16 protein-coding genes are annotated in these 20,681 nt (G+C 71.8%); 10 read left to right on the top strand and 6 right to left on the bottom strand.

Annotation, left to right across the window (positions count from 1 at the left end):
• Positions 1-158 precede the first annotated feature (158 nt).
• The 6 genes from V1634_RS08585 (at position 159) to serA (ending at position 9,580) form a co-directional block, all read left to right on the top strand.
• Positions 159-2,477 carry a putative bifunctional diguanylate cyclase/phosphodiesterase gene (locus V1634_RS08585; RefSeq protein WP_331207366.1) on the top strand — a complete coding sequence of 773 codons (2,319 nt, stop codon included), beginning with the start codon at positions 159-161 and terminating at the stop codon, positions 2,475-2,477.
• Between the two features lie 251 nt (positions 2,478-2,728).
• A complete protein-coding gene (locus V1634_RS08580) occupies positions 2,729-4,663 on the top strand; it encodes an acetolactate synthase large subunit (RefSeq protein WP_331207197.1) in 1,935 nt (644 codons plus the stop codon).
• 10 nt (positions 4,664-4,673) lie between these two features.
• Positions 4,674-5,189, top strand: a complete 516-nt coding sequence (gene ilvN / locus V1634_RS08575; protein WP_101370234.1) for an acetolactate synthase small subunit — start codon at positions 4,674-4,676, stop codon at positions 5,187-5,189.
• 69 nt (positions 5,190-5,258) lie between these two features.
• The gene (gene ilvC, locus V1634_RS08570) at positions 5,259-6,272 is read left to right on the top strand and encodes a ketol-acid reductoisomerase (RefSeq protein WP_331207196.1); all 1,014 of its coding nucleotides are present in this window, start codon (positions 5,259-5,261) and stop codon (positions 6,270-6,272) included.
• A 204-nt stretch (positions 6,273-6,476) separates the two neighbouring features.
• Positions 6,477-7,721 carry a mannosyl-3-phosphoglycerate synthase gene (gene mpgS / locus V1634_RS08565; protein ID WP_331207195.1) on the top strand — a complete coding sequence of 415 codons (1,245 nt, stop codon included), beginning with the start codon at positions 6,477-6,479 and terminating at the stop codon, positions 7,719-7,721.
• 257 nt (positions 7,722-7,978) lie between these two features.
• Complete coding sequence (gene serA / locus V1634_RS08560) at positions 7,979-9,580, top strand: phosphoglycerate dehydrogenase (RefSeq protein ID WP_331207194.1); 1,602 nt, start codon at positions 7,979-7,981, stop codon at positions 9,578-9,580.
• Positions 9,581-9,639: 59 nt separating this feature from the next.
• Here the strand turns inward: serA and V1634_RS08555 are convergent, their stop codons facing one another.
• Entirely contained in the window at positions 9,640-9,993 is a 354-nt protein-coding gene (locus V1634_RS08555; RefSeq protein WP_331207193.1) for a hypothetical protein, read from the bottom strand.
• 453 nt (positions 9,994-10,446) lie between these two features.
• The gene (locus V1634_RS08550; protein WP_407951738.1) at positions 10,447-11,304 is read right to left on the bottom strand and encodes an FAD:protein FMN transferase; all 858 of its coding nucleotides are present in this window, start codon (positions 11,302-11,304) and stop codon (positions 10,447-10,449) included.
• Between the two features lie 254 nt (positions 11,305-11,558).
• Here V1634_RS08550 and V1634_RS08545 point away from each other — a divergent pair, with 254 nt between their 5' ends.
• Entirely contained in the window at positions 11,559-12,590 is a 1,032-nt protein-coding gene (locus V1634_RS08545; protein WP_331207365.1) for a 3-isopropylmalate dehydrogenase, read from the top strand.
• A gap of 187 nt (positions 12,591-12,777) precedes the next feature.
• On the top strand, positions 12,778-13,875 hold the full coding sequence (locus tag V1634_RS08540; protein WP_331207191.1) for a branched-chain amino acid aminotransferase: 1,098 nt from the start codon (positions 12,778-12,780) through the stop codon (positions 13,873-13,875).
• 22 nt (positions 13,876-13,897) lie between these two features.
• On the opposite strand, the gene V1634_RS08535 is transcribed toward V1634_RS08540, so the two are convergent.
• Positions 13,898-14,635, bottom strand: a complete 738-nt coding sequence (locus tag V1634_RS08535) for a tyrosine-protein phosphatase (RefSeq protein ID WP_331207190.1) — start codon at positions 14,633-14,635, stop codon at positions 13,898-13,900.
• A 169-nt stretch (positions 14,636-14,804) separates the two neighbouring features.
• Positions 14,805-15,278: a PRC-barrel domain-containing protein gene (locus V1634_RS08530; protein WP_407951737.1), complete on the bottom strand. Its 474-nt coding sequence runs from the start codon at positions 15,276-15,278 to the stop codon at positions 14,805-14,807.
• Between the two features lie 322 nt (positions 15,279-15,600).
• Here V1634_RS08530 and cimA point away from each other — a divergent pair, with 322 nt between their 5' ends.
• The gene (cimA, locus tag V1634_RS08525; RefSeq protein WP_331207189.1) at positions 15,601-17,190 is read left to right on the top strand and encodes a citramalate synthase; all 1,590 of its coding nucleotides are present in this window, start codon (positions 15,601-15,603) and stop codon (positions 17,188-17,190) included.
• A 531-nt stretch (positions 17,191-17,721) separates the two neighbouring features.
• Positions 17,722-18,237, top strand: coding sequence for a hypothetical protein (locus V1634_RS08520; protein WP_331207188.1), 516 nt, complete (start codon positions 17,722-17,724; stop codon positions 18,235-18,237).
• A gap of 139 nt (positions 18,238-18,376) precedes the next feature.
• On the opposite strand, the gene V1634_RS08515 is transcribed toward V1634_RS08520, so the two are convergent.
• Both V1634_RS08515 and V1634_RS08510 read right to left on the bottom strand, forming a co-directional pair.
• A complete protein-coding gene (locus V1634_RS08515; RefSeq protein ID WP_331207363.1) occupies positions 18,377-19,315 on the bottom strand; it encodes an endonuclease/exonuclease/phosphatase family protein in 939 nt (312 codons plus the stop codon).
• Positions 19,316-19,440: 125 nt separating this feature from the next.
• A complete protein-coding gene (locus tag V1634_RS08510) occupies positions 19,441-20,577 on the bottom strand; it encodes a hypothetical protein (protein WP_331207187.1) in 1,137 nt (378 codons plus the stop codon).
• Between the last annotated feature and the right edge of the window lie 104 nt (positions 20,578-20,681).

The following is a 20,681-nucleotide window of genomic DNA, read 5'->3' as shown; positions in this document are numbered from 1 at the left end:
GCCATGCCCGAATGGGCGGTCTGTGCCTCTGATCGAGGAACCGGCGCGGGCTCCCCCATGGAGCGCGGTCGATCCGGCAGAGTGAACCCGTGCAACTCGCCTCCGGTGCGCCGGCCCTCGCCGTGGCGACCGGCCTCGCCTCCTGCTGCGGGCCGGTCATGCTGGCGCTGTCGGCACACCGGCACACCGGTGCGCGCCGGATCGGGCACTGGCTGCTTGCCGTCGGCGGCGCGCTCGCGGCGGCCAGCGCCGCACTGGGGCTCTTCGCGCTGGTCACCATGGCCGAGCACTGGCAGCACGAGCAGGCCCAGCGGACCGGTCTGGCCACGCTGATCGCGGCCGGGATGGCGGGCAGCGGGGCGCTGCTCTGCGCCGGCCTGCTCCGGTTGCCCGGCGTGGCCGAGACGCCCGGCGCGGCGCTCCGGCTGGTGCTGGACGGGTTGGTGATCGGGGCGGCGCTGTGGTTCGTCGGCTGGGTGCTGCTCGCCGAACCGACCCGGGTGCTCGGCGAACGCACCCCGAGCGGCTGCCTGGCCCACGGGGGGCCCCCCGACCCGGGGGGGGGGGGGGGGGGGGGCACGGGGGCCGGGGGCGCCGGGGCCGGGGCGCCCCGGCGCGGGCTGTTGCTGGCCGGCGCCGGCGTGAACCTGGTGACCGGCTCCGGGCTGGCCATCTCCGCCGGGATCTGCCAGGCCGGCCCGACGGTCGCGCTGGTCGGGGCGGTGCTGCTGCCGTTCGGCCTGCTGTTGGTCGCCCTGGCCGGCCGGGCACCCGAGCTGGCCGGCGGGCCGGACGGCGACGTCATCCGGCGCGGCACCTACGCCGTGCTGCCGATGGTGGCGATGGCCGTCTCCGCCGTCTACCACCTGCTGGTCGGCGGCGACTTCACGATCTACGCGGTGGTGGCCGGCATCGTCGAGGGGTTCGGCCTGGTCGCCCGGCAATACCTCGCCCTGGCCGACGTACGCGCCTATGCCGGTCGGCTCGCCGAGCGGGAGGCGCACTTCCGGGAGCTGGCGCACACCGATCCGCTGACCGGGCTGGCCAACCGCCGGGGGCTGCTCCGGGCGGTGCAGCAGCAGGCCGACTCGGAGACCCCCTGGGTGCTGCTCGGGCTCGACCTGGACGGCTTCAAGAACGTCAACGACATGCGGGGGCACGACGTCGGCGACGCGGTGCTGGTCGAGGTGGGCCGGCGGCTGAAGAGCAACCTGCGCCCCGGCGACCTGGCCGCGCGGCTCGGCGGCGACGAGTTCGCCGTACTGATGCGGGCCCGTCCCGCCGAGGCGCAGCGGATCGCGCAGCGGCTGCTCGGGGTGGTCGGCTCGGCGTACCGGCACGAGGCCGGGTCGGTCTTCCTGTCGGTCAGCATCGGGGTGGCGGACAGCGCCGACGCCGCCGACGTGGAGACCCTGCTGCGCAACGCCGACCTGGCCCTGCGGTACGCCAAGCAGCGCGGCAAGAACCGCGTCGAGCGGTACGACGTGGCCTACGACAACCTGCTGCGCCGGCGCACGACGCTGGAGCACGAGCTGCGTGGCGCGATCGAGCGCGACGAGCTGCACCTGGCGTTCCAGCCGGTGGTGTCGGTCCCGTCGGTGCGGCCGGTCGGCGCGGAGGCGCTGCTGCGTTGGCACCATCCCGAGCTGGGCAATGTCGGGCCGGACGAGTTCATTCCGCTCGCCGAGGAGTGCGGGATGATCGCCAAACTCGGCGCCTGGGTGCTGCACCGGGCCTGCCACCAGCTCTCCCTCTGGCTCGCCGCCGGGCACGACGTCTGGGTCTCGGTCAACGTTTCGCCCCGCGAGCTGCACGCCCCGGAGTACGTCGTCCAGGTCACCGAGGCGCTGCGCGCGCACCGGGTGCCGCCGCAGCGGCTGGTGCTGGAGGTGACCGAGCACGCCGTGGCGACCGACCTGGACGAGCTGATCCGCCGGCTCCGGGCGCTGCGGCTGACCGGGGTACGCATCGCGCTGGACGACTTCGGCGCCGGATACTCCTCCCTCGGCCAGCTCCGCCGGCTGCCGATCGACATCCTCAAGATCGACCACAGCCTGGTGGCCGGGCCGGAGCCGATCCGGCCGCCGCAGGGCCGGGCCTTCGCCCCGATGGTGGACGTGGTGATGCGGCTCGGCCACCAGCTCGGGCTGGAGGTGATCGCCGAGGGGGTGACCAACCCGACGGAGCTCGCCGCCGTGGTCGAGGCCGGCTGCCGGTTCGGGCAGGGCCAGCTCTTCGGCTGGGGGGTGCCGGCCGAGCACCTGGAGGCGATGCTGGAGGCGGCCAGCCCGCCCGAGGGGAGCGGGTCGAAGCCCCGGCAGAAGGGCGACGCCGGCAAGTCCACCCCCCGTACGGCCGGCAACGGCCGGAGCGCACCCCGGCAGCGCAGGCCCAGCGACGGGCCGGTGGACCCGAAAACCGACACTGCCCAGAATGCGGGATCAGTTGACTCATCGCGTGAGATGCGTCAGGCTTAGCCGCATGTCTGCGACCAGGTCCTTCCGAGTACTTATCTGAGCGCACTCTCGACTCCCGAGAGTGCGCAGGCCCCGTGCATCAGCACGAGGGCCGTTTTTATTGGCCACGCATCCCGCGCCCGCAGTGTGCTCGCCCCGGTTGGCGTACCACTCCTGCCGGTTTGGGTGGATCGGCCGCCGGCCGAGGCGGCCCGCCCGCACCGCCGTACATCTCGAAAGATCACTGCTCCGAGCCGAAGGCCTGAATAGCCATGACGAGACCCACACCCGAGACCCTGGCCAACAGCGCGCGGCGCCACCGGTCCGCCGCCGAGGGGGGCAACGACCCCGCCGACCAGTTTCCCCGCCGACTCCGTCCGGGCGCCCAGCCGGCCGGCGACCAGTCCGGTCCGCTCGCCGAGCCGAGCCGGGGGGCGGCCGGCGGGCAGGTGGTAGCACCGGTCCAGGTCTCCGGGGCCGGTTCGCTGGTGAAGTCGCTGGAGGCGCTCGGCGTCGAGGTCGCGTTCGGTATCCCGGGTGGGGCGATCCTGCCGGCGTACGACCCGCTCTACGACTCGTCGGTGCGGCACATCCTGGTCCGGCACGAGCAGGGCGCCGGGCACGCCGCCACCGGGTACGCGCAGGCCACCGGCCGGGTCGGCGTCTGCATCGCCACCTCGGGGCCGGGCGCGACGAACCTGGTCACGCCGATCGCGGACGCGTACATGGACTCGGTGCCGATGGTGGCGATCACCGGCCAGGTGGCCCGGCCGGCGATCGGCACGGACGCCTTCCAGGAGGCGGACATCCAGGGCATCACCCTGCCGATCACCAAGCACAACTTCCTGGTGCAGACCGCCGAGGAGATCCCGCGGATCCTGGCCGAGGCGTTCCACCTGGCCGCCACCGGCCGGCCCGGCCCGGTGCTGGTCGACATCCCCAAGGACGTCCTCCAGGCGCAGACCACCTTCGCCTGGCCGCCCGTCCTGGACCTGCCCGGCTACCGGCCGACCCTGCACCCGCACGGCAAGCAGATCCGCGAGGCGGCCCGGCTGATGACCACGGCGCGCCGCCCGGTGCTCTACGTCGGCGGCGGCGTGCTCAAGGCCGGCGCCACCGAGGGGCTGCGCAAGCTGGCCGAGCTGACCGGCATCCCGGTGCTGACGACGCTGATGGCCCGGGGCGCCTTCCCGGACTCGCACCCGCAGCACCTCGGCATGCCGGGCATGCACGGTACGGTCGCCGCGGTCTACGCCCTACAGAAGTCGGACCTGATCGTGGCGCTGGGGGCCCGGTTCGACGACCGGGTGACCGGCAAGCTGGACTCGTTCGCCCCGGGGGCGGCGATCGTGCACGCCGACATCGACCCGGCGGAGATCGGCAAGAACCGCGCCGCCGACGTGCCGATCGTCGGGGACGCGAAGTACGTCATCGACGAGCTGATCGAGGCGGTCCGGGCCGCCACCGCCGGGCAGACCGCGGCAATCGACCGGACCGAGTGGTGGGCGCAGCTGGACGACCTGCGCGACCGCTACCCGCTCGGCTACGACGAGCCGACCGACGGCACCCTGGCCCCGCAGTACGTGATCGAGCGGCTGGGCGCGATCGCCGGGCCGGAGGCGATCTACGTGGCCGGGGTCGGCCAGCACCAGATGTGGGCGGCGCAGTTCGTCTCGTACGAGAAGCCGTACACCTGGCTCAACTCCGGCGGCCTGGGCACCATGGGGTACGCGGTGCCGGCCGCGATGGGTGCCAAGGTCGGCAAGCCGGACACGACGGTCTGGGGGATCGACGGCGATGGCTGCTTCCAGATGACCAACCAGGAGCTGGCGACCTGCGCCCTGGAGGGGATCCCGGTCAAGATCGCCGTGATCAACAACGGCAATCTGGGGATGGTCCGGCAGTGGCAGACGCTCTTCTACGGCGAGCGTTACTCCAACACCGAGCTGGGCACCCACAAGCACCGCATCCCGGACTTCGTCAAGCTGGCCGAGGCGCTGGGCTGCGTCGGGCTGCGTTGCGAGAGCAAGGCCGACGTGGACAAGACCATCAAGGCCGCGATGGAGATCAACGACGCGCCGGTGGTGGTCGACTTCGTGGTCGGCAAGGACGCCATGGTCTGGCCGATGGTGGCCGCCGGCACCAGCAACGACGAGATCATGTTCGCCCGTGGGGTCCGCCCCGCCTTCGACGACGACGAGCTGTGAGGCCGGAAAGATGAGCAAGCACACGCTGTCCGTGCTGGTGGAGAACAAGCCCGGTGTCCTGGCCCGGGTGAGCGGGCTCTTCTCCCGCCGGGGCTTCAACATCGACTCGCTGGCGGTCGGTGAGACGGAGAACCCGGACGTCTCCCGGATCACCATTGTGGTCAACGCCGAGACCTCGCCGCTGGAGCAGGTCACCAAGCAGCTCAACAAGCTGGTCAACGTACTCAAGATCGTGGAGCTGGATCCGGGCGTCTCGGTGGCCCGGGAACTGGTCCTGGTCAAGGTCCGGGCCGACCGCTCGCAGCGGGCCCAGGTGCTGGAGACGGTGAACCTGTTCCGGGCCAGGGTGGTGGACGTCGCGCCGGACACCCTCACGATCGAGGCGACCGGCACCGCTGACAAGCTGGACGCGCTGCTGCGCGATCTCGAACCGTTCGGAATCAAGGAAATGGTGCAGTCGGGTCTGGTGGCGATCGGGCGGGGCTCCCGTTCGATCACCACCGGTTCGGCGCTGCGGGCCGCCTGAGCACGGCGACCCCGGATAACGATTGGCAACGGCGGGCCCGGCCGGGTCGCGCCGCAGGAGAGGAAAGTCATGTCCGTTGAGGTGTTCTACGACGACGACGCCGACCTGGGGCTCATCCAGAGCAAGAAGGTCGCGGTGCTCGGGTACGGCAGCCAGGGCCACGCCCACGCGCTGTCGCTGCGCGACTCGGGCGTCGACGTGGTGATCGGTCTGCCGGAGGGTTCGAAGAGCCGGGCCAAGGCGCAGGAGCAGGGCCTTCGGGTGCTGACTCCGGCCGAGGCGTCGGCCGAGGCCGACGTGATCATGGTGTTGGCGCCGGACACCGCGCAGCGGTCGCTCTACGCCGACGCCATCGCGCCGCACCTGAGCGCCGGCAAGGCGCTGTTCTTCGGCCACGGCCTGAACATCCGGTACGGCTTCATCACGCCGCCGGCCGACGTCGACGTGGCGATGGTCGCCCCGAAGGGCCCGGGTCACCTGGTCCGCCGGCAGTACGTCGACGGCAAGGGCGTGCCCTGCCTGGTCGCGGTGGAGCAGGACGCCACCGGCACCGCCTTCCCGCTCGCCCTCGCCTACACCAAGGCGATCGGCGGGACCCGGGCCGGTGCGATCCGCACCACCTTCAAGGAGGAGACCGAGACCGACCTCTTCGGCGAGCAGGCGGTGCTCTGCGGCGGCGCCACCGCGCTGGTGCAGACCGGTTTCGAGGTGCTCACCGAGGCCGGGTACGCGCCCGAGGTGGCGTACTTCGAGTGCCTGCACGAGCTGAAGCTGATCGTCGACCTGATGTACGAGGGCGGCATCGCCCGGATGCGTTACAGCGTCTCCGACACCGCCGAGTACGGCGACTACTCGCGCGGCCCGCGGGTGGTCGACGCCCGGGTCAAGGACGAGATGCGGAAGATCCTCTCCGAGATCCAGTCCGGCGAGTTCGCCCGGGAGTGGATCGCCGAGGACGACGCGGGCCGGCCCAACTTCACCAAGTGGCGGGCCGAGGGCGCGGCGCACCCGATCGAGGAGACCGGCAAGAAGCTGCGCGGCATGATGAGCTGGGTCGACCGGCCGATCACCGAGACCGCCTGACACGGCGATGGCCCCGGGCCGGTGCGCGTACCGGTCCGGGGCGGTGGCCACATCCGATGGAAGAGGCGTCCCGTTACCCGATCTTCCTCCGCCGAGTTTCCGGATCATTGCCAATAGACGTCCAATCGCCATCCGCAGCGGTGGCGTCAGGAAATGGCCGGCGGTTACGGGCGGTTAATGCGTCCGCTCGGGTACTGTCGCCGCATGCGTCTGGAGCAATCGCACCGCACCGAGCGTTTCGGCGCCGTCCGTATCCACGAACTCCAGCGTGTCATACAGCTGGACTCGGGAGACGCCACGGGGACCACCGGCGAGGGGATCGTCTCGCACGCGGCGATGCGCGCGATCGAGCGGCAGATGGTCATCGTTATTCCCTGCATGAACGAGACACGCAGAGTAATCGAGGGTGTGCTCTCGGGGATTCCACATGACTGTCTGATCGTGCTGGTCTCGAACAGCGCCCGGCATCCGGTCGATCGCTACGACATGGAGGCCCAGACGCTGGAGCAGTACTGCCGGGCGACCGAGCGGCCGGCGATCATGGTGCACCAGCGGGATCCGGGGCTGGCCGCCGCCTTCAAGGCCGCCGGCATGCCCGAGCTGATCGACGACGAGGGGCTGGTCCGGGCCGGCAAGGGCGAGGCGATGCTGATCGGCATGGCGGTCGCCGCGCTGACCGGCCGGAGGTACCTCGGCTACATCGACGCCGACAACTACGTACCGGGTGCCGTGCACGAGTACGTCAAGGTGTACGCCGCCGGCCTGCACCTCGCCGCCAATCCGTACGCGATGGTCCGGATCTCCTGGCACTCGAAGCCGAAACTGCGGGACGGCCGACTCTTCTTCAGCCGGCGCGGCCGGAGTTCCGAGATCACCAACGAGTTCCTGAACCGGCTGGTGGCCGAATATTCCGGCTTCGGCACCGAGGTGATCGCCACCGGCAATGCCGGCGAACACGCGCTCAGTCTCGACCTCGGGCTGCGGATGCGGCTGGCCGGCGGCTTCGCGGTGGAGCCGTTCGAGTTCGTGGAACTCTTCGAACAGTTCGGCGGGGTGCTCGACACCGCCCATCCCGAGGTGATGGCGAGTTCCGTCCCGGTACTCCAGATCGAGACCCGCAACCCGCACTTCCACGACAACAAGGGCGAGGACCACGTGCAGGGCATGCGGATGCAGGCGCTGAACGTGCTCTACCACTCGCCGGTCGCGCTGCCGCCGGTCCGCGAGGCGATCCTCGACTTCATGCTCGCCCAGCGGGCGGTCGCGCCGGGCGAGGAGCCGCCCCGGGAGCGGATCTACCCGCCGGTCGGCTCGCTCGACCTGGAACTGCTCCGCGACGTACTGGAAACCGAGGCGGGAACCTTCCGCCAGCTCGGTACCCGGTCACTGCTGACCTCGCTGCGGCCCCGCTCCGCACTGCCCGGACCCGAGGTCTTCACCTCGGCCTGAGCCGTCGGCACCGGGCAGGTCAGGCCCGTCCGGAGGGTGTCCCGTTCAGGCCGTCGAGGGTGGGGTGGAACACCCGGTCCGGGTGCTTGTGAGGGCACTCACGCGGTTCTGCGCCGCACCGTGCGCAGCAGGGCGCCTACGATCGGCAGACAGGTGCGTCCGCACCGCAGGGAAGCACCCGAATGGCCGGAAGCGCGGGACGCAGTGCGGCGCCCACGTGGCCGCAGACCTCGCCCGGACGACATATACGAGGACCAATGACTCCCGTCGTACTGATCGCTGAAGAGCTCGCCCCCGCCGCAATCGACGTACTCGCGCACGACTTCGACGTACGCCACGTCGACGGCACCGACCGCCCTGCCCTGCTCAGCGCGCTCGCCGAGGCGGACGCGGTCATCGTACGCAGCGCCACCCAGGTCGACGCCGAGGCGATCGCCGCCGCCCCCCGGCTCAAGGTCGTCGCCCGGGCCGGCGTCGGGCTGGACAACGTCGAGGTGCCGGCCGCGACCGCTCGGGGCGTGATGGTGGTCAACGCGCCGACCTCCAACATCGTCTCCGCCGCCGAGCAGGCGCTCGCGCTGCTGCTGGCCGTCGCCCGGAACACCGCGAGCGCCAGCGCCGCGCTGAAGGCGGGGGAGTGGAAGCGGTCCAAGTACACCGGCGTGGAGATCCAGGGCAAGACCGTGGGCGTGGTCGGGCTCGGCCGGATCGGTGTGCTCTTCGCGCAGCGCATCGCGGCGTTCGGCACCCGGCTGATCGCGTACGACCCGTACGTGCAGCCGGCCCGGGCGGCGCAGCTCGGCGTACGCCTGGTCGGGCTGGAGGAGCTGCTCCGGGAGAGCGACTTCATCTCGATCCACCTGCCGAAGACGCCGGAGACGGTCGGCCTGATCGGTGAGAAGGAACTCGCCCTCGTCAAGCCGGGTGTCCGGATCGTCAACGCGGCCCGGGGCGGGCTGATCGACGAGCAGGCGCTGGCCGATGCGATCGCCGAGGGGCGGGTCGGCGGCGCCGGCATCGACGTGTACTCCAAGGAGCCCTGCACCGCCTCGCCGCTGTTCGCCTTCGACAACGTGGTGGCCACCCCGCACCTGGGTGCCTCCACCGCCGAGGCGCAGGACAAGGCGGGCCTCGCGGTGGCTCGCAGCGTCAAGCTCGCCCTCCAGGGCGAGTTCGTGCCGGACGCGGTGAACGTCCAGGCCGGCGGTGTCGTCGCCGAGGACGTCCGGCCGCTGCTGCCGCTGGCCGAGAAGCTGGGCAAGGTCTTCACGGCGGTGGCCGGCGGGGTCGCCGCCAGCGTCACCGTGGAGGTGCGCGGCGAGATCGTCGCCAACGACGTCTCCGTGCTGAAGCTGGCCGCCACGAAGGGCATCTTCACCTCGATCGTCGAGGAGCAGGTGAGCTACGTCAACGCGCCGCTGCTCGCCGCCGACCGGGGCGTCACGGTGGCCCTGACCACGCACGCGGAGACCATCGACCACCCGAACCTGGTCACCGTGCACGGCGCGCTGCCGGACGGCCGGACCGTCTCGGTCTCCGGCACCGCGGTGCACACCGGCAACCGCGACGTGCTCAAGCTGACCGAAGTGGACGGCTTCGACCTGGAACTCGGCGTCGACGGCATCCTGCTCTTCTTCCGCTATGTCGACAAGCCCGGCGTGGTCGGCAGCATCGGCTCGATCCTCGGCGAGGCGGGCGTCAACATCGCGGCGATGCAGGTGGCCCGCCGGGAGGCCGGCGGCGAGGCGCTGATGACCCTGACCGTGGACTCGGCGACCGCGGCCGAGCTGCTCAGCTCGGCCGCCGACTCGATCGGCGCGGTCGCGGCGAGCGCCGCCGACCTGCGCGACGAGGTGTGACCGACGGCTGACACCTGCGGTCCGGACGGGGCGATCGGCGTACGGTCGCCCCGTCCGGGTCAGCCGGTCACCGGGGTCGGCGGCGGATAGACCGAGCCGTCCTGCGGGTCGAGCAGCATCAGCCCGTGCTGCGCGGCCAACCGTTCGATGTCGAGCAGCACCTGGTCGGCACAGGACTCGTCGAGCTTCATCTCGACGTGGTCGGCGGCGACGTGCAGCGGGGTCACCGCCCACGGCGTACCCGGCCCCGGCCGGTCGGGATAGCCCGCGGTGATCGCCCGGTAGAACGCCGAGATCCGCCGGTCCGGACTCCCCTCGGCATGGACACCCTGCCGGCACCGGCCGTGGGCCGCGCGTACGTCCTCGTCGGCGGCGCCGGCCCCGAGCGCCCATACGATCAGATCGAAGCTCACGCCGGGCTCCCGTGTCCCAAGAGTGTTGACAGATCAGAACTCACGGGGGTACAGGGTGCCACTGAGTCGCCGACCTTTTCTCGGATACCCCGCCGACACGCGGAAGGGCGACTCTTGCGGGGACTCGCGTCGGGTCTATAGCGTATTGACGCGGATACCCGGTGAGTTCCTAGGCGTGGGCTCGTCTTCGGGTGATGAGGCGTCGCGCCGGCCGGGTAGCCAGCACCCCCGTGTGCGCGAGCCACGCGCACTCGTCGCTGATCGGCCCCCGCGATCGTTGCCGAGATCGCGGGGGCCGATCGCGCTCACGCCCGCCCACCGTCGCGCCGCAGTCAGGTCACCCGAGTGCCCGAGGATCGCCCGAGTGCCCGAGGATCGCCTAGGTGCTCGTGGACTGCGGTGACCGGGGTTCGGCAAAGAGCTGCCGGGCGGAGTCAGGGCCGCCGGGCAGGGTCAGCGGGCGGTGGCGAAGAGGGCCCGGTAACCGTCCCGGGTGGGGAACCAGTCCAGGCCGGGGCGTCCGGCGGCGAAGAGGGCGGTGGCGTACCCGTCGGCGACCGCCAGGTCCGGGCCGGTGACCGTGGCCGCGACCAGCTTGGCGGCCGGCTGCCCGGTGTGCGGGTCGACCACGTGGTCGCGCCGGCCGGCGACGCCGGAGGTGCCGATCGCCCCGGAGGTCATCTCCAGCATCATCGGCGGTCGGCTGCCCTGCGTCGGGTGGTGCACCGCGACCCGCCACGGGCCGCCGTGCGGCGCGTGGCCGCGTACCACCAGGTCGGCACCGCTGATCACGGCGTAGTCCTCGATGCCGGCGGCCCGCAGCCGGGCGGCGGCCCGCTCCACCGCCCAGCCGACCAGCAGGCCGCCCGGGTCGAAGCCGCCGGGCACCGCCCAGGCGTCGAACCAGCCGTCGGTGGCGGCCCGCATCGCGGCGCACCGGGCGACGATGTCGGCCAGCGGCGGGTACGCGTCCGCGGAGATCTCGCCCCGGCGCAGCCGGGAGACCAGGCTCGCCGGCCGGGCCGGGCTGTAGGTGAGGTCGATCGCCCGCAGCTCGGCGACGGCGTCCCGCAGCGCGTCCCCGACGCCGCGCCAGCCGAGGGCACCCATGCCGTTCAGCACCAGGGTGTATTCGGCGATCGAGGTCTGCACGGTGTGCCGGGCCACCACCCGGTCGGTCAGGGTCGCGCCGGGCCGGACGTTGCGCCAGCCGGCGCCCAACCGCAGGTCCGGCCGTCCCCGGCCTACGGCGGGCACCGGCGGCAGGCTCCGGCTACGCTGTCCCCAACTCCGGCCGCCCGGGATTCGCATGTTCGCCCCCTGGATCCGCACGTTCGCCCCCTGGATCCGCGTCTTGCCTGCCGTTGCGGCCCGGTCACCGTCGCCAGCCCCGCGAGCCGTTCTTCGCGCTCACCCTAGGAAGCGAAGATGGCCAGAGCATGAGTACTGGCTGAGAAGCTCCTGTGCAGTTGACATTCCAGATGTTGGGAGCGGCGTACCGGGAGCCGGGACGGTCCCTTAACGTTCCCTAGATACGACGGAGGCAAGGGAGCTGGGACGTGGCGGTGGCGCGGATCGCGGTGGTGGCTGGCGACGGCATCGGCCCGGAGGTGGTCGCGCAGGCCCGCAAGGTGCTCGACGCCGTACTCCCCGGGGTCGAGGCCACCGAATACGATCTCGGGGCCGCCCGCTACCACCGGACCGGCGAGGTGCTGCCCGACTCCGTGCTCACCGAGCTGGCCGGGCACGACGCGATCCTGCTCGGCGCGGTCGGCGACCCCACCGTGCCGCCCGGTGTCCTGGAGCGCGGCCTGCTGCTCAAGCTCCGCTTCGAGTTCGACCAGTACGTCAACCTCCGGCCGTCCCGGCTCTGGCCGGGCACCACCGGCCCGCTGGCCAGCGTCAAGCCGAACGAGATCGACCTGGTGGTCGTCCGGGAGGGCACCGAGGGTCTCTACGCCGGGGCCGGCGGCAGCCTGCACCGGGACACCCCGGCCGAGATCGCCACCGAGGAGAGCCTGAACACCCGGCACGGGGTCGAGCGGGTGATCCGGGACGCGTTCGCCCGGGCGGGGCGCCGGGAGCGCCGCAAGGTCACCCTGGTGCACAAGACCAACGTGCTGACCCACGCCGGCTCGCTCTGGGCCCGGGCCTTCGCCTCGGTCGCCGCCGAGCACCCGGACATCGAGACCGAATACCAGCACGTCGACGCCGCCGCGATGTTCCTGGTCACCCAGCCGCAGCGCTACGACGTGGTGGTCACCGACAACCTCTTCGGGGACATCCTCACCGACATCGCCGCCGCCGTCACCGGCGGGATCGGGCTCGCCGCCAGCGGCAGCATCAACCCCGAGCGGGCGTACCCGTCGATGTTCGAGCCGGTGCACGGCTCGGCGCCGGACATCGCCGGCCAGGGCGTCGCCGACCCGGCCGCCGCGGTGCTCTCCACCGCACTGCTCCTCGACCACCTGGGCCACCCCGAGGCGGCCCGCCGAGTAACCGAGGCGGTCGCCGCCGAGCTGGCCTCCCGGGGCCCCGGCTCGCCGCGGCGCACCGCCGACATCGGAGACCGGCTCGCCGCCCACGCGGCCTCCTGAGCCGCCCGACCCACTCCGCCCGCAGGCCCGGCAGACCGCCGGATCTGCGCGAAGGCGCGGGTGGTGCGGTCCACCGGTCGCCCGGAGGGTCGAGCTTGAACGACCGTTCGGGTAAGTTTCAGGCACAACTCCCACGTTCCCGGCCGCCCGTCCCCGGGCGCCGGTCCACTCTCTGGAGGTCAGCACGATGAGCGGTGGTGACAAGCTCGACTTCGAGATCCGTCCGAATCCTCAGCCGGTAGCCGCCGCCGAGCGCGCGGCGCTGATGGCCAACCCGGGATTCGGTCGGGTCTTCACCGACCACATGGTCACGATCCGGTACGCCGAGGGCAAGGGCTGGTACGACGCCCGGGTGGAGGCCCGGGCGCCGATCCCGATGGACCCGGCGAGCGCGGTGCTGCACTACGCCCAGGAGATCTTCGAGGGGCTGAAGGCGTACTCGGCGGCGGACGGCTCGGTGACGATGTTCCGGCCGGACGCGAACGCCGCCCGGTTCAACGACTCGGCCCGGCGGATGGCCATGCCCGAGCTGCCGGAGGCGGCGTTCCTGGACTCGCTGCGGCACCTGATCGAGATCGACCGCGCCTGGCTGCCCACCACCGAGGAGGCCAGCCTCTACCTGCGGCCGTTCATGTTCGCCAACGAGGTCTTCCTCGGGGTGCGCCCGTCCAACGAATACCTGTTCGTGGTGATCGCCTCGCCGGTCGGCTCGTACTTCGCCCGGGGCGTGCAGCCGGTCGACGTCTGGGTCTCGCCCACCTACACCCGGGCCGCGCCCGGTGGCACCGGCGAGGCGAAGTTCGGCGGCAACTACGCCGCCTCGCTGGCGGCCCAGGCGGAGGCGATGGAGCACGGCTGCGACCAGGTGGTCTTCCTCGACGCCGTGCAGCGCCGCTACGTCGACGAACTCGGTGGCATGAACATCTTCTTCGTCTACGACGACGGGAGCATCGTCACCCCGCCGCTCGGCGGTACGATCCTGCGCGGCATCACCCGGGAGTCGCTGATCACGTTGATCGGGCAGTCCGGCGGTACGGTGCTGGAGCGGCCGGTGGCGTTCGACGAGTGGCGGGCCGACGCGGCCAGCGGCCGGCTGCGTGAGGTCTTCGCCTGCGGTACCGCCGCCGTGATCACCCCGATCGGCCAGGTCCGCTACCCGGACGGGGAGTTCCCGATCGCCGACGGCAGCCCCGGCGAGGTCACCATGCGACTGCGGCAGCAGCTCGTCGACATCCAGCGGGGCCGCACCGAGGACCGCAACGGCTGGATCCACCGCATCTCCTGAGCACCCCCACCCCCGGCGAGGCTCAGGTCAGCAGGTGGGTGCGGAGGGCGTCGATCCGGGACGGGGCCAGGCCGGCGCCGACCAGGTAGTCCGGTACCGAGCCGTGGCGGTCGCGCAACTCCGTCAGGAACAGGGCCATCGCCTCGGCCGGCGAGGCGAGGTACGGCGCCGGCAGCGGCGGCTCGTCCGGCATGGTGCTGGCCAGCCACTCGCTGAACCGGGCCGAGGCGGCGGTGCTCCGGGCGTAGTCCTCGGCGATGTCGGCGTCGGCGACCCCGAGCACCGACAGGGCCAGCGCGCAGACCACACCGGTCCGGTCCTTGCCGGCCACGCAGTGCACCAGTACCGGGGCGGCCTCGGCGTCGGCGATCACCTCCAGCGCCGCCACCAGGCCGGCCGAGCCGGTGCTGGCCAGGTCGTGGTAGCGGTCGGCCAGCCAGCGGGCCAGCCCGATCTCCTCGGCGTACGCCGACTCCTGCCAGAGCGCGTGCTCGGGGTGGATGTGCTGGTAGACCAGGCCGTCGTAGGCGGGCACCCGGCCGTGCCGGCGTACCTCGGCCGGCCGGCGCAGGTCGACCACGGTGCGGATGCCGAGTGCCTCGAACGCCTCCCGGTCGATGCCGTCGATCCGGTGCGGTGAGTCCGACCGGTACAACCGCTGCCGGCGTACCAGCCGGCCGTCGAGCCCGGTGACGCCGCCGACGTCCCGGAAGTTGAAGAGGGTTTCGAAGGTCGCCGTACGCGTCGGAGTTCCGTCCACCCGACCACCGTAGTGCCTGTGCGGGACCGCCCCGCCGGTGGTTTTCCGCTGCGGGAGGCGCGCCCGGGGCCGGGGAGTGCGGGCACCGGGAGGCCGGGAGCGCGGCCCCGGAGACGCCGCTGGCCGGCGGGGCCAAGGCCCCACCGGCCAGTCGACTGCGGGTCGCGTGTCACATGGCGCGGCCCGGCGGAACGGTCCAGCCCGACGGGCCGTACGTGCCGCCGTAGTAGCCACCGAGCTTGTCCCGGTAGGCCGGATCCTCGTGCGTGGCGCCGTCGAACTCCGGAGCGGCCTTGATCTGGTCCTTGCTCCGGTCGACGTACACCTTCTGGTCGTCGTGGTCGACGTGGTTCACCACGCCGGCCGGCAACATGACCTTCTTGCCGAAGATCCACGGGCCGGTGTCCACCACCAGGTAGCTGGCGTTGACCTCGTGACTGGCACTGTCGATCTTGCCAATGCTGCCGTCGGTCGCCTCCACCTTGTAGCCCACCAGGTCGGCACCGGTCACCCCGGCGTCGTCCCGGTAGCGCCACGGGTCGAAGTCGCCCGCGGGCGTGCCGCCCGCGAACGCGCCGCCGCCACCATGGATCAGGGGATCCGGCGCCTGCTGCGGGGTCGTCTGAGGATCGAGCCTGTCCACTGGCTATCACTCCTCTTCTCGACTGTCTCGACGTTCTCCGCTGTCCCGAAGACACCTACCCAGGGTGGTCGATCCCTACACCAGGAGAATTCGGTGACCCGTGAACCGGTGGCCAGTCCCGCGATGTGGATTTTCCCTCCCACGTCTGCGACGGCGTGGCAGAGTACGGTCCGTGACCTGCTCCGCACTCATTATTGGCAACTAGCGCGCCGGCATCCTTCCCGCCGAGCGCGCAGACCTCCCGCATCCGCGGGGGGTCATTTTGTTTGTCGGGCCAGGAAGACAGCGGAGCGGGGTGCGCGCCCGTCTCGAAGGAGATCACATGACGTACCAGGTGTTCGACACGACGTTGCGCGACGGCGCGCAGCGCGAGGGGATCAGCTACTCGGTCGTCGACAAGCTGGCCGTGGCCCGGCTGCTCGACGAGTTCGGCGTCGGATTCATCGAGGGGGGCTGGCCGGGGGCGATGCCGAAGGACACCGAGTTCTTCCGCCGGGCCCGGGCGGAGCTGGATCTCAAGCACGCCGTACTGGTCGCCTTCGGCGCGACCCGGAAGGCGGGCGTGGCCGTCGACGCCGACCCGCAGCTGCGTGCGCTGCTGGACGCCGAGACCCCGGCGGTCTGCCTGGTCGCCAAGTCCGACATCCGGCACGTGGAGCGGGCGCTGCGGACCACTCCGGCGGAGAACCTGGCGATGGTCCGGGACAGCGTCGGGCACCTGGTCGCGCAGGGGCGGCGGGCCTTCCTCGACTGCGAGCACTTCTTCGACGGCTTCCGGCACGACCCGGCGTACACCTCCTCGGTGGTCGAGACCGCCCTCGAAGCCGGCGCCGAGGTCGTGGTGATGTGCGACACCAACGGCGGGATGCTGCCCTCCCAGGTGACGGCCGCGATCGGCGAGCTGACCGAGCGGCTCGGGATCTCGCCGGCCCGGCTCGGTATCCACACCCAGAACGACACCGGCTGCGCGGTGGCGAACACCATCGCCGCCGTCGAGGCCGGGGTACGCCACTTCCAGGGCACCGCCAACGGCTACGGCGAGCGGCCGGGCAACGCCGACCTCTTCGCGGTGGTCGCCAACCTGCAACTCAAGCTCGGGCTACCGGTCCTACCGGACGGGTGCCTGGAGCAGATGGTGCGCGTCTCGCACGCCATCGCGGAGATCGCCAACATCGCCCCCGACACCCACCAGGCCTACGTCGGGGCCGCCGCCTTCGCCCACAAGGCGGGGCTGCACGCGAGTGCGATCAAGGTGGATCCGCTGCTCTACAACCATGTGGACCCCGCCGTGGTGGGGAACGACATGCGGATCCTGGTGACGGAGATGGCCGGCCGGGCCAGCATCGAGCTGAAGAGCCGCGAACTCGGTCTGGACCTGGCCGACCATCCCGACGCCGCCGCGCGGGTCACCAAGCGGGTCAAGGAGATGGAGGCCGGCGGCTGGTCCTTCGAAGCCGCCGACGCCTCGTTCGAGCTGCTGGTCCGCGCCGAGCTGCCCGGGATGAGCGCGCCCCGGCCGTTCGCGCTGGAGTCGTACCGGGTGCTGGTCGAGCACCGCGAGGACGGTGCGGTGGTTTCCGAGGCGACGGTGAAACTCCGGGTACGCGGCGAGCGCGTGATCGCCACCGCCGAGGGGAACGGTCCGATCAACGCCCTCGACGAGGCGCTGCGGGTGGCGCTGCTGCGGCACTACCCGGAGCTGCGCGGGTTCGAGCTGGCCGACTACAAGGTACGGATCCTGGAGGGGAGCCACGGCACCGGCGCGATCACCCGGGTACTGGTGGAGACCGCCGACAGCGGCGGCCGGGACTGGACCACGGTGGGCGTACACCCGAACGTGGTGGAGGCGAGCTGGCACGCGCTGGTCGACGCGCTGACGTACGGGGTGGCGCGTACCCCGGCCGAGGTCTGAGCCGACGACCCGACGCACGGCCCCGCCGCGGTGACGACCGCGAGCGGGGCCGTTCCGTTTCTCCGGTCCGCTCGCGGCCGTTTCGGGGAAAAGGCGAAAAATGAATGTGAGATCCGAGAGTCGCACGCATTCTCGAAAATCGCGCTCCGGATGACGGCCCGTTGTCGGCTGCCGAAGTGGACGGTCCCGGGCAGATGAAACCGCTATTGACCTGCTGCTTTGCCGAATGCTATGTTCGCTCATGGTTGTTGAGTGGCCACTCTAAGTAGTATCTGCTGCTGAGCGCGGGGCGACGATCGGTGTCGGTCGGGCGTTCAGCACGAGAAACAATCGTGCGTCAAGCACTGACGCAGCCCTCATTGTCCGGTGGCTCGTCGTTGAAAGCGCCCACGGCAATTGTCGGGCTGGCTATTTCGGTCGCGAGTCTGGACGGGCAAGGGGCATACCCGGAACAGCAGGTCGACAGTTCGGACCCATCTCCACCGTCGGAGAGACCATCACCATCCTGGGTAGAAAGAAAGAGATGACGTCATGGCCAGAATTTTTGGACGTAAGACGATCCTGCTAGCCGTCGGAGCACTCGCGCTGACCCTCGCCGGTGGCGGCATCGCCGTCGCCGGCCCGAGTCACCGCGCCGACCCCGACGCGGTACGGGTGAACGGCAAGGTGGTCCAGCAACCGGCGGTCACCCAGGCCGACATCGACCTGGCCAAGGCGGCGCTGCTCAAGGGCGACGCGGCCGTCCAGGCGTCGAGCGCGCAGCTCTTCGCCGTGGTCAGCGCCAACGGCGGTCTGATCCGGGGCAGTCAGGCCGTCTCGGCGACCTCGCTGGGACTCGGCCTCTACCAGGTGGTCTTCAACGTGCCGGTGGCCAGTGGGGCGTTCGTCGCCACGATCGGGTTGACCGGCAGCGTCGGCACCTCACCGTCCGGTCTCATCTCGGTGGTCGGCCGGACCAACCTGTCCCAGGGCGTCTTCGTGCAGACCTGGAACGCGGCCAACCAGCCGGCGAACCGCAGTTTCCACCTGGCGGTGTTCCTGCCCTGACCCCCGGTGCCCGCCGGCCTCCGTGTCCCCCCGAACGGACACGGAGGCCGGCGGCGTCTTGGTGGGGGCGCGCGGCGACGGGGCGGTGGTGCCCGGGGCCGCGCGGTCGCGGTCGGACCCGTACTCCGGCGCCTCGGCCTCAGCGCGCCGGCAGGGTCAGCTCGGCCAGTACCGGGCGGTGGTCGGAGCCGGGCAGCCGGAACACCGCCACCCGGCCGACCGCGATCCGCCGGTCCACCAGGACGTGGTCGATGGTCACCGGCGGGATCGGATCGCCGTCGTACGGGCCCCAGGTGCCGGTGAGCCCGGCCCCGACCGAGTCGGCGGCGTCGACGTACCCGGTGTCGAGCAGGTCGCGCAGCGGGGCGTGGTCGAGGGTGGCGTTGAAGTCCCCGGCCAGGATCCGCAGCGGCCCGTCCGGGGTGGCCGGTGGCTGGGCCCGCAGGTCCGCACGCCAGTCCGCCAGCCAGGCCAGCGTGGCGGGCGCCATCGGATGCGCCGACTCCACGAGTACCGCCGGGCCGTCCGGGGGCTGGACCGTCGCGTACGCCTGGGAGAAGCCGCCCCCGTTGCGCCGGGTACCGGCCTCGCGGAGCGGGTGGCGGGAATACAGTGCCGACCCGGTCGTGCCGACCTCCGGGTTGACCTGCCGGTGCGGCAGCAGCCCGGCCAGGCCGAGCCGGTCCAGTTCCGCCTCGGCCGCCGGGGTGAACTCCTGGGTGGCGAGTACGTCGACCCGTTCGGTCCGGACGAGCGTGACCAGCGCTTCCGGGTCGGCCGCCCCGGCGAGCAGGTTGGCGGTGAGCACCCGCAGCGCGGTACCGCCGGCGGCCGGCTGCCGGTCCGGCAGCGCGCGGGGGGCGACCAGCGCGACCAGGACCAGCGCGGCGACGGCCGCGGCGCCCGCCGCCCACCGGCGCCGGACGGCCAGGGCCAGCCCGAGGGGCACCGGCGCCCAGGCCGCCAGGTACGGCGTGAACGCCAGCAGTTGCACCAGCGGGCCCCGCTCCAGCCCGGTGAGGCGTACCGCCGCGACACCGAGCGCGGGCAGCACCAGCAGCCAGCAGAACCCGGTCAGCAGCCGTCGACGGGTCCGGTTCGGTGCGGCCGGGAGCGGCGGCTCCGGGGCGAGATCGACATCCACACCGGCACGCTAACCGTCGGTTGTGGAGAGCCGGTGAAGATCGTGTGCGGGGTGCGGAGCTAGTGCGGGCCGGGCCAGGTGTTGGTCAGCACCCCGGTCAGCGCGTCGTACTGGTAGACAGTGGTCCGGTGCGGCCGGGCCGACTGGTGCTCCTTCACCTGGGTGACCAGTACGCCGATCTTCACGTGGTCCCGGCTGACCACCGAGCGCCACGGTACGCCGTCCCGGGCGACGTCGACCTGGTGCGAGAAGTCCCCGTCCGGTGCGGTGACCGAGTAGCGCGGCCCGGCCGGCGGGTCGATGTCCAACCCACCGTCGGCCCGGATGGTGAGGGTGACGACCAGGTTGTTCTCGGGATCGTGGATCTGCGCCGGGTCCCCGGCGTAGAAGCGGCTGCGGCCCTGGCCCTGGATGTCCATCCCGTTGTAGTAGGTCCTGCCCTGTGCGTCGACCCAGAAGTGCGGCACGTGCGCCCCTGGCGCGCTGTAGGTGAGGCCGGGGTAGTAGGCGAGGTGCCAGTGTGGCGGGTTGTCCGGGTGTAGCACGTTGTTGGTCTCGAAGCCCATCAGCGAGAAGAAGTGTCCCTTGCGGCGGGCCTCGGCGACCAGGCCGGAGTCCTGGAGCACGGCCTCGGTGGCGATCATGTAGTTGATCACCGAGGCGGCCTGCGTCGCCGGCCAGGCGACGGTGGTCCACGGCCCGGCCACCCGGTCCGGGTCGTTGTGCTCGATCCGCCAGTGCAGCCCGCTCGACGTCTCCGGGCTGAGCATGCTCCAGACCTGCACGGTCGCCTGGTTGGCGTTCACCGACGACCAGGTCACCGGCAGGGTGAAGCTGATCCGGTACGGCGCACCCGCGTGCCGGTGGATCGCCAGCCGGGTGTCGGTGGCCACCACCGAGCCGACCCAGGTGCCCGGCCAGTCGACGGTGACCGTGACCGCCTCGCTGCGCGGGCCCCGGACGAAGGAGTAGTACTCGGCCCGGCTGGCCACCTGGGTCGAGGCGCCGGTGACGAGTTCGTAGCCGACCGGCAGGGTGATCCGCGGCGTGCCGGGCTCGCCGGGGATCGCCTTCACCAGCCGGAACCCCGCGTAGCTCGGCGGCGGAAGCGGATCGGGGGCCGCCGCCGCCGGTGCCGCGAGGACCAGCACCGAGGCCACCGCCAGCAGCATCGCTCCGCACCGTCGCAGCAACACCAGTGCCTCCTGCGTTTCGTCCCGTCCCGGCTCGGCTGACGGGTTTGGGTGCCGCCGATCCTATTGGTACACCGGAGGTTTTGTACGTCCTGAGGTGTGCCTGT

Source organism: Plantactinospora veratri (genome assembly GCF_036421995.1).
GTDB classification, from domain to species: domain Bacteria; phylum Actinomycetota; class Actinomycetes; order Mycobacteriales; family Micromonosporaceae; genus Plantactinospora; species Plantactinospora veratri.
The sequence above is the reverse complement of the archived record's forward strand: the minus strand, read 5'-3'. Positions and strand labels throughout refer to the sequence as shown.